Origin of the sequence: Caballeronia sordidicola, from assembly GCF_000729995.1 — a bacterium.
GTDB classification, from domain to species: domain Bacteria; phylum Pseudomonadota; class Gammaproteobacteria; order Burkholderiales; family Burkholderiaceae; genus Caballeronia; species Caballeronia sordidicola_A.
The window spans coordinates 150,156-165,221 of the sequence record NZ_JNFG01000011.1 but is presented as its reverse complement, the minus strand read 5'-3'; the positions used below and the strand labels follow the sequence as shown (position 1 = coordinate 165,221).

Sequence of the window (15,066 nt, the reverse complement as noted above, 5' to 3'; positions counted from 1 at the left end):
GCCTCGGCGTCGCTCCGGCCAGCTTCAAAGGTACCCGAATCACCCCGTTCATGATCCCGCTTGAGGAAACGTCCCAAGCGGGTTTTTGCTTTAGCGCCATGAACGGCTGACGTCTGCATTCTCATGTCTGCAATCTATTAACACAGCACCAGCAGAGTTCTTAAGCAATGAGCCTCAAAGATCAGATCACCGACGACATGAAAACTGCGATGCGCGCCCGCGAAACCGAGCGCCTCGGCACCATCCGGCTGCTGCTCTCGGCAATCAAGCAGCGCGAAGTCGACGAGCGCGTGACGCTGGACGATGCAGCCATCACGGCCGTCATCGACAAAATGATCAAGCAACGCAAGGACTCGATCAGCCAGTTCCAGACGGCCGGACGCGACGACCTCGTGGCGAAGGAGCAAGCCGAGCTGGGCGTCCTGGCGGCCTACATGCCCGAGCAACTGTCCGATGACGACATCAACGCCGAGATCCAGGCTGCTGTGGCGGCAACCGGTGCAGCCGGACCGCAGGACATGGGCAAGGTGATGGGCGTGCTGAAACCGAAGCTGGCGGGGCGTGCAGATATGACGGCGGTGTCGGGCCTGGTCAAAGCGGCGCTCGCCAAATAAGCTTGTTCAAGAGAAGTTAAGAGAAACGAGCTTGGCTTCAAGTGCTTAAGAAAGTCTGACCCAGAAAACTCACTAAGTGATTCCGCATTCGTTTCTTCAGGACTTGCTGAACCGCGTCGATATCGTCGACGTGGTGGGCAAGTTCGTCCAGTTGAAGAAGGGCGGCGCGAACTTCATGGGCCTGTGCCCATTCCATAACGAGAAGAGCCCGTCGTTCACGGTCAGCCCGACGAAGCAGTTCTATCACTGCTTCGGCTGCGGCGCGCACGGCACGGCGATCAGCTTTCTCATGGAGCACACCGGGCTCACATTCCCGGAAGCCGTCAAGGACCTCGCCCAGTCTTGCGGCTTGACCGTGCCGCAGGAACAGTCGATGCGCGTCGGCGGATCGGGTGGCGAAGGTTACGCACCCGCGCCGAGCAAAGCGGTCAGCGTCGCGTTGACCGAAGTCATGCAGACTGCTTGCGAGTTCTATCGCAAGCAATTGCGGGGCGCGCCCAACGCTATCGAATATTTGAAAAAGCGTGGCCTGACGGGCGAGATCGCGTTGCGCTTCGGACTCGGCTACGCGCCCGACGGCTGGCAGAGCCTGGAAACGGCATTCCCGGATTACAAGAACGACAATCTGGTGGAAGCGGGTCTGGTGATCGTCAGCGAGAAAAGCGACAACCAGGGCCAGTCTCGCCGATACGACCGCTTCCGCGAACGCGTCATGTTCCCCATCCGCAATGTGAAGGGCAACGTGATCGGCTTTGGCGGACGCGTGCTCGACGGCGGCGAACCGAAGTACCTGAATTCGCCCGAAACGCCGTTGTTCAGCAAAGGCAGCGAGTTATACGGCCTTTTCGAAGCGCGGCTGGCCATTCGCGAACTCGGGTACGCGCTGGTCGTCGAAGGGTACATGGACGTCGTCGCGCTGGCGCAACTGGGTTTTGCGAACGCCGTTGCGACGCTTGGCACGGCTTGCACGGCAATCCACGTCCAGAAGTTGTTTCGTCAGACAGATACCGTCGTTTTCAGTTTCGACGGCGATTCGGCCGGCCGCCGCGCCGCGCGCCGTGCACTGGACGCCTGCTTGCCGCACGCCGCCGACAACCGCACGATCCGTTTCCTGTTCTTGCCGAAGGAACACGACCCGGACAGCTACGTTCGGGAATTCGGCACCGATGGTTTCGGCGAGCAGGTCGATCGTGCGATGCCGCTGTCGCAGTTCCTGCTGAACGAGGTCCTGAACGACAAGGAACTCGACCAGCCGGAAGGCCGCGCCAAGGCGCTTTTCGATGCAAAGCCGCTGCTTCAGGCATTACCGGCGAACGCGTTGCGCGTGCAGATCCTGCACATGCTGGCCGATCGGCTGAATACACCTTTCGGCGAAATCGCGGCATTGTGTGACATCGATTCGCGCGCGGCGGCCGTCGCCCGCGCTGCGCTGCCGAAGAGCGAGCGTCGTCGCGTAAAGGGCCATGAGCAGCGCGCGCTGCGCAACCTGGTGATGTACCCGGGCATCTACGCCACGCTCGATCACGAGAGCGAGCAGACGCTGGTCACCATGACCGAGCACGGCGAGTTGTTCAGCGAGGTGATCGGGCACGCGCGGGAACTAGGTGAAACGGCGGAGTTCCAGATGTTGTCGGATCTGTTGCGCAACGCTGCAAACGCTCCGACCTACGAGGATATCTTCCAGGAAATTCTCGCCTATGATGAAAATGTACGGGATCTGTTGATGCGTGATCCGGATGACGAAAGCGCCAACGAACGCGTGCAGGAACAGAAAAAGCTGCTCGCGGAAGAGTTGCATGCGACGGTTGTCAAGTTGCGTCACGACAGCTATAGGAATCGGCTGGATCAACTGGCGCAGCAATCGAGCTTGACTGCGGAAGAAATTGCCGAATTTTCGGATTTATCGGTTAAAGCTGCTCAAATTAAGGCGTCGCGTGGGGTGAGTCGGGACATTTAAGACGCGCATGCTACAATTAAAGGTTTTCAGCAAGTTGTTTTTTTGACTTTTGTGCTCATTTGCGTTTGAGGTGAGGATTGAGATGGGGCAGGCATGGTTAAGACTGCTAGCGGGAAGAGAACGACGGTACGCGGCTCGATCGAGTCGAAACGGGCAGTGGCCCATAACCGGTCAGTTCCTTCCCCCGGAGTGTCGAAAGCCAGGGCGATCGCCATTCCCTCTCTGCCAGCGGGTGCAAAGAATAAAAACTCGGTTGGGTCGGTACTGAGTAGAGGGCTCAAAGCGGGGCCCAAATACAGGGTCCAAAGGGTCGGCCGGAACGGCGAAAGCCGCGAGGCCGGTGGGCAGGAAGAAGCCGGGTCAGTCGAAGGATCAGGTTGGCCTGGTGTCGGGCGAGACTGGCAGGAGTGGCAAGGCCGGAAATTCGGCCGGCAAGCAAGCGAGTGCAACGGAAGCGGCTGCCAATGCGGGCCGGAAACGCAACACGAAGCAGGGGTCGAAGCTGGCTCGCGTGCGCGTCGTGAAGCGGGGGCCGGCGCAGGACTCGGGGCGACGCACTGCCAAGGGGACGCAGGACAAGGCAGCGCGCGCATATTCTGTATCCACGGTTCCATCGGCTGTCGTCCAGCAGCCGCGAGTCGAGACTAATGCCGGTACGGCGAACTCCATGACGAAAAAGCTGAACGAAGTACCCGTCGATGACGACGCAACGCAAAACGCGCAAAACGTGCAGGCCGACCCGGCCGCGGCTCCCGGTACGGCTCCTGCTGCGGATGCTGTAGCCGCGCCTCCGGCCAAGGTCGAAAAGGTCAAGGCGCGCGACCGGCGTGCGAAGGAAAAAGCGCTGTTGAAGGACGCGTTCGCCTCGAGCGCGCCCGGCACGGTTGAAGAGCTCGAGGAGCGGCGTGCGAAGCTGCGCGCGCTGATCAAGCTCGGCAAGGAACGCGGCTTCCTGACCTACGCGGAAATCAACGACCATCTGCCCGATAACTTCACGGAAACGGAAGCTATCGAAGGGATCATCAGCACGTTCAACGACATGGGCGTGGCGGTCTACGAGCAAGCGCCCGACGCGGAAACGCTGCTGCTCAACGACAACGCCCCGGCGGCGTCCTCGGACGATGAAGTCGAAGAGGAAGCTGAAGTTGCGCTTTCTACTGTCGACTCAGAATTCGGCCGCACGACTGATCCGGTCCGCATGTACATGCGCGAAATGGGCACGGTCGAACTGCTGACGCGCGAAGGCGAAATCGAGATCGCGAAGCGGATTGAAGACGGCCTCAAGCACATGGTCATGGCCATTTCTGCTTGCCCGACGACTATCGCTGACATTCTGGCCATGGCCGAGCGCGTGCAGAACGAAGAAACGCGCGTGGACGAGCTGGTCGACGGCCTGATCGACCCGAACGCGGCCGACGCCGATGGTTTCTCCGAGCAGGAAGCGGAAGCTATCGAAAGCGAGGACGAAGAGGAAACCGAGGAAAGCAGCGAGGACGAGGAAGAAGTCGACGAAACCACCGCTCAGGCCAACGCCAACGCAGCGCAGCTGGAAGCGCTCAAGCGTGCGTCGCTCGAGAAGTTCTCGCTGATCAGCGAGTGGTTCGACAAGATGCGTCGCGCTTACGAGAAGGAAGGTTATAAGTCGAAGGCTTATCTGAAGGCGCAGGAAGCCATTCAGAGCGAGCTCATGACCATTCGCTTCACTGCGCGAACCGTCGAGCGCCTGTGCGACACGTTGCGCGCGCAAGTGGACGAAGTGCGTCAAGTGGAACGTCAGATCTTGCATACCGTCGTCGATAAATGCGGCATGCCGCGTGCCGAATTTATCGCGCGCTTTCCGGGTAGCGAAACGGATCTCGAGTGGTCGGAGAAGGTTGTTGCCGAGAACCACGGCTATAGCGTGATCCTGGCCCGTAACGTTCCGGCGATTCGCGAACAGCAGCAACGTCTGCTCGACTTGCAGGCGCGTGTTGTGTTGCCGTTGAAGGACCTGAAGGAAACCAACCGCCAGATGGCGGCCGGTGAACTGAAGGCGCGGCAAGCGAAGCGCGAAATGACGGAAGCGAACTTACGTCTCGTGATTTCGATTGCGAAGAAGTACACGAACCGCGGTCTGCAATTCCTGGATCTGATCCAGGAAGGCAACATCGGTTTGATGAAGGCGGTGGACAAGTTCGAATATCGTCGTGGTTATAAGTTCTCGACGTACGCCACGTGGTGGATTCGTCAGGCCATCACACGTTCGATCGCCGACCAGGCGCGCACTATCCGGATTCCGGTTCACATGATCGAAACGATCAACAAGATGAACCGTATTTCGAGGCAGATCCTGCAGGAAACCGGTCTTGAGCCGGATCCGGCAACGCTCGCTGAAAAGATGGAAATGCCGGAAGACAAGATCCGCAAGATCATGAAGATCGCGAAAGAGCCGATCTCCATGGAAACGCCGATCGGTGATGACGACGATTCGCATCTTGGCGACTTTATCGAAGATACGAACACGGTGGCCCCGGCCGATGCCGCACTGCACGCCAGCATGCGCGACGTGGTGAAGGACGTGCTCGATTCACTGACGCCGCGCGAGGCGAAGGTGTTGCGCATGCGCTTCGGTATTGAGATGAGCACGGACCACACGCTCGAGGAAGTGGGCAAGCAGTTCGACGTGACGCGCGAGCGGATTCGCCAGATCGAGGCGAAGGCGCTGCGTAAGCTTCGTCACCCGAGCCGCTCGGACAAGCTGAAGTCGTTCCTGGAAGGGAATTGATGTCGGGATGGTGATGTCAAAGCGCGGCGGGCCGAATGGGTCCGCCGCGCTTGTTTTATAGAGCGTTTCAAGGCAAACTCGCAGACCTTCGTGAGTGCAGCCGAATAGAATTCGATGCCGAATTCGTTGCGTGCGGGAAGCGTCGCTCGACGACTTCCACTGGCTTGGTTACTCGCGGCAGGGCGTTTTCCTGCAAAAGGGCCGGAAGCTTAATTGGTATAAGCTGTCGACTCATAATCGACCGATAGTGGGTTCGAATCCCACCCGGCCCACCACACTGCTGTTTCAGGAAGCCCGCGCTCAGTGTGCCGTTAAGCAAAAGGTGTCCGGGCGGACACTTCATGCTTTATCGCAGAACGGTGGTAGCTTAAAGGGTCTTGCTCAGGAAACCCAAAACAACAGGCCAAAGGAACCGACCATCGTGTCGGTTTTTTTGCGCCCGCAGAAAGCAGTCGATACGTCGGTCCTGCGTCAGCTTGTCCCTGAATTCCTGTAACAGATAGATGGCGCCCCTGAAAGCATTGGCTCCGGTAGGCGGTAGTTGGGTCGTCTCATGATGCGGTGGCTACCAGGTAGCAGAGTTGGACCTCGGTATAGCGTTGTCGCACATGCGTCTTGCACTCGGGGTCTCAAAACATTTTCCCGCTCAAACTACCAAAAATCATTACTTAATGAAGAAAAATGTGTGACCAATGCCAATATTTAAGACCTTTCCGGGGGATGGCTGTGGTATCTTTTTTCTCTATTAGCTCAATTATATGCGTACTTTTGAAAGTAAAAAGTGTCCGAAACCACTACTCCAAGGACCGCTGAAGAAGCGTTGGCCGAGCTGCAGAGTCGCGCCAGGTATGTCTTCGACGTGGAAACGTTCGCGGACCTGACGGGGCGCCAGGACAATGCTCATGGAATCCGCATCACCTTGAAAAGGTTTGAGAAGCGGGGCATCGTCACACCTCTGCACAAGCGGCCGATGGTCTATCTCATCGTGCCCGCGGAGTATCGCGCGTACGGCGCGCCGCCGCTCTCCTGGTGGCTGCACGACGCCATGCAGTTCATCGAGCCGGGGTACTACGCCTGTCTGCACTCTGCGGCACGCTACTGGGGCTCATCCCATTACGCCCTGCAGGCAGACCAGGTGATGGTCAGCGGCTACCGCGCACCCCTGACCGCAGGTAAGCGACAGATCGTGTTCACCGCTCGCACGGATATCGCAGCTGCGCCCACGGTGCGCACGCGAGGCGAAAAAGGCGCGTATGTGGTTTCGACCCGGGAAGCCACGCTTCTCGATTTGATGCGTCACCGCTCAAAGGTAGGCGGACTGGAATCCATCGCCCGGGTGGCGAGAGATTTCGGGCCACATCTGACACAATCTGACCTCGTGCGCGCGCTGGACGCCATGGGCCAAGTAGCCGTGGCCCAACGCATCGGGTTTCTCTTCGACGAGCTCAAGCTCGAGGAGATGGCGACGGTTGTCGAAAAGTGGCTGTCTCCGCGTACGCGAACGGCACGATTACTTGCTGAGCCGGTGCCCGACACCCTGGCAAGCATGACTACCTCAAAGTGGGGAATTATCTATTCCGCGCGGGATATCAACGAAATTACGGAGGGTCAATGATTGAGGCGCAGAAGCTTGCGACCTGGCAACCAAACGCCAACTGGTCGCAACAATGGATGGTCGAGCAGGATTACATCATCAGTCGCGCCGTGAAGCTTATATTTTCTGACAAGTTTCTTTCCGGTCAGGTGGCCATGCGCGGCGGCACCATCTTGCACAAAGGACACTTGGCGCCAGCGTCCCGCTACTCTGAGGACATTGATCTCGTGAAGGTCGGCACCCGCCCGCCCGGAGACATCAAGAAGGCCCTCAAGCGCGTGCTTAAGCCGCTGTTCCCGTCTGGCCCGTCCGAAAACATCCTGACAACGATGGTGCTGGCCGTCCGCAATGTCACCCAGAGCTCCAAAATCATCCGCCAGACCTACGTGTTCGACCCGGTCGACCAGCACAGCGCGCTCGGGAAGCTGAAGGTCGAGGTCAACGTTAATGAGGTCGAGCCATTTGCGCCCGTCGTCACGGTTCCCATGAAAATACCAGACGATAACGGCGGGGTTATCGTCATGGACGTGCCGTCCTACGACCTCAATGAGATGCTCGGTACGAAACTTCGCGCGCTGCTACAGCGCGAACATGGCCGGGACCTCTATGACCTCTGGCGTGCATGGGAAGTTGCGCAGGCCGGCGGTGCAGTTGTGGACCCGGTAAAGGTGGGCGAGGCATTCCGGTTCTATATGGACCGCGAGGGGTCTCCGATTCCACAAGGCTGGGTGGCCTCCGAAGTCGCGCGGCGCATGAAATCGTCCAAATTCCGGAACGACATGAACGGCTATCTGCCGCTCAACGTCAGCTATTCGCCAGATGAGGCTTACGACGTCTTCCAGAGCTTCTACTTTCCGCATCCGCCCTGAGCGATGGGCCGAACAGAGGCGCCGCACTGTGACAAGCTCGATGAGTGGCCCTCGCCGGGAATCTGGACACACTTTGGCTGTGTGCGGGACGCGGCTCCACGCCAAAGTGCTCTCGGGAAATCATCGGGTACGACATGCAGGTCCATGGTCACTGCCCTCTCGAATCGAGTACATCAGGGCACCCATGCTAGCGCTGGCAACACGCCCTCAGCATCACAAAAAATGGGGTTGTTGCACAGGGAGATTTTCTTTTGGACAGGTTATACTTTTTCAGTAGGTATCCTAACTGGCGCAAGGTCTTTTAATACGGATAGCTTATGCTTTATTTTGCGGACAGGATTTGCTTAACGGCACGCTCAGCGGGCTTTTTGCTATCTGCGTCACCCCCTTAATTCCAAACAGCTTGGTGGAGCAGCGTCTCGATCTCATCGGAAGAAACAGGCCGGCTAAAAAGATACCCCTGCGCTTCATCGCACTCGTTCTCGCGCAGGAAAGCAAGTTGCTGTTCAGTCTCAACCCCTTCCGCGATGACCTTCAGGTTAAGCATATGCCCCAGCGATATCACTGCCATCGCAATCGCCTTGTCGTCCGCGTTTGCCGGAACGTCACGAATGAAGGACTGATCAATCTTGAGCCGACATACAGGAAATTGCTTCAACGCGCTGAGGCTGGAATAGCCCGTTCCAAAGTCGTCGATGGACATCTGAACGCCCATGGTCTGCAGCGCCTCCATCTTTACAATCGCCTGCGGCACATCTTGCATGATGAGACTTTCGGTCAGTTCCAACTCCAGATAGCAAGCATCCAGACCGCTATCCGCCAGGGCTCTGGCGACACGATGAATCAGGTTTTTTTCGGCGAACTGACGCGCGGATACATTGACCGACAAGCGAATCAACGGCATCCCCGCGTCCTGCCAAGCCTTATTTTGCATACACGCCGTCCGAAGCACCCATTCGCCGATAGGCACGATCAGCCCGGTTTCTTCGGCTAACGGAATGAACCTGTTCGGCGAAATCACGCCTAGCTCGGGATGCTGCCAACGTAGCAACGCTTCCACGCCAATGATCCGGCCAGAGAGCAGATCGATCTGCGGCTGATACAGCAACAGGAACTCACTGTGCTCAATGGCTCTCCGCAATCCATCCTGCAGCACGAGCTTTTCCTGAACTTTCGCGTTCATCTCGCTCGCGTAGAACTGATAGTTGTTTCGCCCCATGTCCTTGGCGGAATACATCGCGGCATCCGCATTCATGAGCAATGTATCGATGTCGGTCCCATTTTCCGGGTATGTCGATACCCCCATGCTGCATGTCACCTGAAGTTTCTGAGCGCCGATCTGGAGGGGCTGCGCGATCACGTGCTGAATCCTCTGCAAGGTGTGCGCGATGCCTTCCATGTTGTCAGGCGCATCGAACAGAACGATCACAAATTCATCGCCTCCCAGGCGCGCGACCGTGTCGATACTTCGCACACACTGCACCATCCGGTCCGCCACCGTTTTAAGCAGCTCGTCGCCTGCGCTATGGCCCAGGCTGTCATTGATGAGTTTGAACTGGTCGAGATCGAGAAACACCACCGCTACCCAGCGGCCGTCGCGATCGCTGTGAAGCAAGGCTTGCTGGATACGCTCTTCCAGCAGTACGCGGTTTGGCAAGCCAGTCAGCGCATCATGAAGCGCCATGTGCCGAATGCTGTCTTCTGTGTTTTTACGCTCTATCGCTATGCCCGCAATGCGAGTGGCAATATCAATCATCTGGGTCTCGATTTGGGCCGGCTGGCGCACCTCCTTGGCATACAACGCAAACGTCCCCATGACCTTGCCGTGATGCGACAGAATGGGCGTCGACCAGCACGCACGAAACCCGTAAGTATCAGCCAGGGTCCGGTAATCCTCCCAAAGCGGATCCTGCGAAATATCCGCAACGATGACAGGCTCGCCTCGATATATTGCCGTACCGCAAGAGCCGACATTCGGGCCGACTGAGGCGCCATCGAGGATCTGCACATAAGCGTCTGGGAGGCTGGGTGCCGCACCATGGCGCATATGTACACCGTCCACGTCGAGAAGCAGAATGGACGCGGCCATTCCGGTCAATTGCGCTTCGACAAGCCGCGCCAGGCTGTCCAGGACCTTGTTGAGCGGCGTGCTCATCGCGATCATCTCAAGGACCCGGCCTTGTTCTTCGCGCAGGACCCCGGCCCTCTTGCGTTGATCGATATCGTGCACCACCCAGATTGCGCCTTTGGACAAGTTGGGACGATCGACCGAGATCAGGGTCCGCTCTACCCAGAAAACCGTCCCATCCCGGCGCTTGAGTTGTATGTCGCCGGCGTGTACGCCTTCGAGTTCGATCGCTGCATAGGCCGAATCGCCATTCTCCAGATAGTGCTTATTCGACGGATGCAATCGATCGGTCGAGACGCCCGTCAGATCATCGACTTCATAGCCGAACATGGTGGCAAACGAATGGTTGCACCGGACAATGCGACGATCCACGAGAAAAGCAATGCCGACGCCAATGTTGTCGAGAATGATCTTCTGTTCCGTCATCAAGGCAACAATTTCCTGCTCTGCTTGCGAGCGAACAATTGCCTCATGCTGCAAGTGAGTATTCTGTGTGCCCAGTCTTTCCTTGATAACGCTTAACTCAGTTGTTCTCTGCTTGAGCTGATTGCGGTCCTTCAGCAATTGCTCGACCGCGTTCGCCATCTCGTCTATTTCATCGACGCCGGTCAACTGCTCCGTCACGATCGTAGTTTCTTTCGACTCCTGACGAAGATGCCAGCTAATGCCGCGCAGCCGCGCAAGTACATGCCGCCCCATAAACAAGTACGCGATCAGCCATGCCAACGTCAGGCTGCAGGCGAGTATGGCCAGCACCCAGCGTTGATTGCGATCCGAGACGTCGACAAGCCCCTGCACGGCCTCCCGGTAGTCCAGCGTAAAGGAGCTCGATTGCCGGCGGGCAGCTAAAGCCAGTGCGATCGATTGCGTCTGCAGTTCATCGTGAAATCGCAGCAGCGTTTCGTACTCGTTGACAAGCTTCATACGCAGCGAGAATGGATCCTGCGGACCGGGGTCAATACCGTCTGCGGGTGTTGAAGGCAGACCATCCAGTTCGGCTCGCAAAGGTTCAGGCAAGCTGCCTGCCGTCCTGAGCTCCGTCTCGAACTGCCGCTGCAGTTGCTTCACGTCCTCTATGCGGTTTGCGCTGTCGAGACGGTAGAGCACGTTCGCCAGTGCATAAGCCTTTTTCGAGTGGGCCGCCTGAAGGCTCGCAATGCGAGCCTTCAGCGTCTGCGTGAAAACGACTTCGGTTCTCAAGGTGCTCTCGCGCAGTTGCGCCACAATATTGGCGGTACTGCGAAACAACTGACTCGATTGCTGCAAGTCGAGCACGCCCAAATCAACGCTTGATGCACCTACGCGCCCCACCAGGCGATCAAGCGTGTTCAACTGCTCGACGATATCGGCGTAATTCGAATGCACCGCTTCGAGCGATCCGGTGGTGAGCAACTGATAGGTCGAGCGTTCTATGAGTACCGTGTGCTCGAGGAGGTCCTGTACGTCCTGCATGCGCACAAGCCGTTCTTCTGTCAGCTGGCGCGCAATCCGGTTAGACGAACGCAGCGTGTAGACAGCCGTCATGGCGCCCGCAAGGATCAGCAGCGCCAACACTGAGAGCGCGAGGGCGAACTGGCCGCGTAGCGATCTCGGCATCACGCGGCGAAGTAGGCTTGCGACCCTTTCAGTCAAGGCCATCCCTAAGGTTTCCATATGCGCCGATAGATGTCCCTATAGCCATTCTCAGGATCGTACTGCAAGCGGTTGCCGCCATCGAATGCGATATTGCCGGCGTTCACAAGGTGAACCGGCGCCACGAAGCCGCTGACTGGCTGGCCTGCAAACAGGCGGTTCAACTCATCCACCAGTTGCCACCCTTGCTGGTTCAGCGGCTCGGCCACGGTAGCGGTTTGATAAGTGCCTGCCTGAATACGTAGAAATGCGGTGGCGCTGCCGTCCCCGGCCGACAACAAACTTAGCGCGCTGCTGGGTACGCCTGCCTTGGTCAGCTGCGGCGCGGCATAGTCGAAATAGATGTCGTTGATGGCAAGCGCGACGGTCCAGCGCTTCCCATATCGCGCAAGTAGCTCCTTTGTTATCGCCGGCACCTTCTCGCCGCTTTCCGAAATGGCCACGTCGCGCACCTCAAGCAAGGTGCATCCTTTACAGGCGTGGATGACGGCGGCCATGGCATTCGATTTGGTCATCGCTATTTCAAATCTGGAATCAGTCAAGATTACGACACCTGCATGACCGTTTGACTGAGCCACCGCCCCCAAGGCAGTCACGCGAGCGACCTCCACCGGGTCCGTCGTCACATTCATTGCGACGGGGGTGCCGGTGATAGGACCCGGCATTGACCCTGCATGCCACGCAACGATCGGAATTCCCCGGCTTGCGAACCGTGCCAGCTCCGCGTTGCTGTTTTGCGCATCGGCGCCGCACAGAATGAGCCCATCCGGGTTGGAAGCCATTGCTCGTTCGAACGCCATCAGGCGGCCCGCTGACGTACCGCCTGCATCGAATATCTTGAGCGTCCAGCCCATTGTCAGTACAGCCTCGCGCACCCCCTGGGCGACCCCGATGATCCCGCCGTTGCGCAAATCTTCCGCGATGAAAGCAATACGCTTTCCCGACTGAGCGGCCGGCCCCGATTCAGGCCCGGCCCACTTGACGCCGTGCAACGTCGCTTTGGCGATGATCTGCTGCGTTTGGGCGAAGGATAAGGGTGTGGCGGTAACGGGTTGTCCTGCAGGCGCCGGCGGCGTACTCCGGGCAAGCTGCGGTATGCACACGAACAGGCAAATGCCTGCGATTGCAAGTACGGGTAGAAGAGTCAGACTGCGTCGAGCGCGGTTGAACAGGCTTCGAAACGATATCAACCCATCGATATTTCTGCATGCTGGTTCAAATGGCATCAAACCACCTTTAGCTTGCTTCACCTATCAGGTCGCCGACCGTGGGGGCGGCTCCAAGCTTCTTATTCGAGAAAACTACTCCTGAAAGACTTAATCGATATCACCTGGGCATTCGAATTGACCGATACAAGCCAGCTTTCCGCCACGAAGCGCCAGGATCAGCTCAAGAACTCCAACATCCGCTAATCGTGTTTACGGCATCGCCGGCATTTACCTTAGAACCACTTTCGAATCGGAGTTGCTGAAAGAGATCTGCGGACGCCGCTGGGGAGTATCGGTCATATTGAAAATGAAAACCCTTGGTAGACCTGCGGCATTTCCATTTAACGTCGTTAATACGAGGATACCTAAGAAGAACCATACCTGGAGCGCTTAAGAGCTTCAAAGCATCAACAAGCTGATATCCGGCAAGTTGAGATTAACCCTTATTTGCATCGCGCGATTTTTATTTAAGTATTTTTCGCCATTATTCATTGCAGCAAGCAGTAAATAGAAAAGGTGTGCAGACAATGGCCGCCCTTAAAAAATTTCACAATTTCGGATTCGTTATGACTATCAGAAAACGGCTCATACTTACCCTGGGTGTCGCACTTCTCGCTTTGATTGTGGTGGGCGGCTTCGGTCTTTGGCGGCTCAGTCAGGCGCAGCAGCGCTTCGAGCTTGTCCAGACTAATATTATTCCCAGCACCAAAGAGCTCACCGACGCCAAGGATAACGTCAGCAATCTGCGCCGACTGGCTTACGGATATCTGGTAAGTGCGGATAACGCCACGCGCGCGGCGACAGCGCAGGAAATAGCCGAGATGGACAAGAGTGTCGACCGGCATCTCGCGACCTATGAACGGGACGACATCGCGGACGAAACCGACCGGAAATTCCTGCAGGCAGACAAGGCGGCATTCGCAGCTTACCAGTCGGTGCGGCAAGGTTTCTTCGACAAGATCAAGGCAGGCGATCAGGATGGTGCGAAGTCCATGCTTGCGAATGGAGGCACACAGTTCGAAGCGGCCAAAGCTCTCAAGGCGGCGTTCGATAATCATAACGTGTACAACGAGAAACTCAGTCACGATCTCCACGAAACGAACAATGCAGCCAGCTCGAACGCATTCTCGCTGATGCTTTCGTGCATTGTGATTGCGGTGGTGCTGAGTGCAGGTTTGGGCGTCCTGCTCCTGCGTACGTTGATGCGTGCTTTGGGGGCCGAGCCCGATGTCTTGAGCGAGGTGACGCAACGCGTCGCCAGCGGCGACTTGAGCCCTGTGCCGGGCGCGCACGAGGCACCTGCCGGCAGCGTGCTGGCTTCGATGGGTGAGATGCAAGGTAGTCTGGTCAAGCTGATCGGTCAGGTCCGCATTGCCGCTGAAAGCATTGCAAGCGGGTCGAGCCAGATCGCGGCGGGCAACGTGGATTTATCCTCGCGCACTGAAGAGCAAGCGGCTTCGCTGGAAGAAACGGCAGCCAGCATGGAAGAGCTGACATCAACAGTGAAGCAGAATTCCGACAGCGCGCAACAAGCGAGCGGGCTGGCGGCTACCGCTTCGAGCGTGGCTCAAAAAGGCCACGCAGTCGTCATGCAGGTCGTATCGACAATGGAGGACATCAGCCAAAGCTCGACCAAGATTGCTGATATCACCGGGCTTATCGAAGGGATCGCTTTTCAAACCAACATCCTGGCGTTGAATGCAGCGGTAGAAGCGGCACGCGCCGGTGAGCAGGGACGGGGTTTCGCCGTCGTGGCAAGCGAAGTACGCAGCCTGGCACAACGTTCGTCGAGCGCGGCCAAGGAAATCAAGGAGTTGATCGCGACGTCGGGGCAAAAGGTTCGGGATGGTTCCGTGCTGGCCGAGGACGCCGGCGAGACGATGGCGGAAGTGACGCAGGCAGTCGCACGCGTCACCGACATCATGCAAGAGATCGCGGCTGCCTCCGGGGAACAAAGCCGCGGAATCGAGCAGGTCAATCAGGCCATCACGCAGATGGACGAAGTGACGCAACAAAATGCAGCGCTCGTGGAAGAAGCGGCGGCTGCCTCGCAATCCCTGGAAGATCAGGGACGGCGGTTAAACGAATCGATATCCTTCTTTCGTCTTGACGCCGCAGCGTCGCTCGGGCGCGCTCCCAGCGTACCGGCACGCACGGCGCTAGCCAAACGCCCGGCCCCACGGAGCGCGCTCAAGCGGCCCGCAGCACCTGCACGCCTCGCTCTTGCCGCGAAAATCCACGCCTGAGACGGCCGCGTGGGAGACGCTTTGCACCCGGGTTTTGAACCCGGGTTTTGCACC

The 15,066-nt window shown here is 57.9% G+C and carries 8 protein-coding genes and 1 tRNA gene; 7 read left to right on the top strand and 2 right to left on the bottom strand.

The genetic code is table 11. The annotated features are described in order from the left end of the window. Positions 1-167: 167 nt before the first annotated feature. The 6 genes from FH08_RS0112485 (at position 168) to FH08_RS48370 (ending at position 7,798) form a co-directional block, all read left to right on the top strand. Complete coding sequence (locus tag FH08_RS0112485) at positions 168-614, top strand: GatB/YqeY domain-containing protein (protein ID WP_031358642.1); 447 nt, start codon at positions 168-170, stop codon at positions 612-614. Positions 615-690: 76 nt separating this feature from the next. Continuing rightward, positions 691-2,571 carry a DNA primase gene (dnaG, locus tag FH08_RS0112480; protein ID WP_031358641.1) on the top strand — a complete coding sequence of 627 codons (1,881 nt, stop codon included), beginning with the start codon at positions 691-693 and terminating at the stop codon, positions 2,569-2,571. A 520-nt stretch (positions 2,572-3,091) separates the two neighbouring features. Then, positions 3,092-5,335 carry an RNA polymerase sigma factor RpoD gene (gene rpoD, locus FH08_RS0112475; RefSeq protein ID WP_419177999.1) on the top strand — a complete coding sequence of 748 codons (2,244 nt, stop codon included), beginning with the start codon at positions 3,092-3,094 and terminating at the stop codon, positions 5,333-5,335. A 198-nt stretch (positions 5,336-5,533) separates the two neighbouring features. After that, a tRNA-Ile gene (locus FH08_RS0112470) sits at positions 5,534-5,610 on the top strand. A 506-nt stretch (positions 5,611-6,116) separates the two neighbouring features. Continuing rightward, positions 6,117-6,950: a type IV toxin-antitoxin system AbiEi family antitoxin domain-containing protein gene (locus tag FH08_RS0112465; RefSeq protein WP_051888195.1), complete on the top strand. Its 834-nt coding sequence runs from the start codon at positions 6,117-6,119 to the stop codon at positions 6,948-6,950. Continuing rightward, on the top strand, positions 6,947-7,798 hold the full coding sequence (locus tag FH08_RS48370; protein WP_235210347.1) for a nucleotidyl transferase AbiEii/AbiGii toxin family protein: 852 nt from the start codon (positions 6,947-6,949) through the stop codon (positions 7,796-7,798). Before FH08_RS0112465 ends, FH08_RS48370 begins: the two co-directional genes overlap by 4 nt. Positions 7,799-8,186: 388 nt before the next feature. Here the strand turns inward: FH08_RS48370 and FH08_RS49445 are convergent, their stop codons facing one another. Both FH08_RS49445 and FH08_RS0112445 read right to left on the bottom strand, forming a co-directional pair. After that, positions 8,187-11,564, bottom strand: coding sequence for an EAL domain-containing protein (locus tag FH08_RS49445; protein WP_051888193.1), 3,378 nt, complete (start codon positions 11,562-11,564; stop codon positions 8,187-8,189). 2 nt (positions 11,565-11,566) lie between these two features. Next, positions 11,567-12,784, bottom strand: a complete 1,218-nt coding sequence (locus FH08_RS0112445) for a substrate-binding domain-containing protein (RefSeq protein WP_081889456.1) — start codon at positions 12,782-12,784, stop codon at positions 11,567-11,569. Between the two features lie 509 nt (positions 12,785-13,293). Here FH08_RS0112445 and FH08_RS0112440 point away from each other — a divergent pair. After that, positions 13,294-15,012 (top strand): methyl-accepting chemotaxis protein, encoded by a 1,719-nt coding sequence (locus FH08_RS0112440; protein WP_419177995.1) that lies wholly within the window; start codon positions 13,294-13,296, stop codon positions 15,010-15,012. Positions 15,013-15,066: the final 54 nt, after the last annotated feature.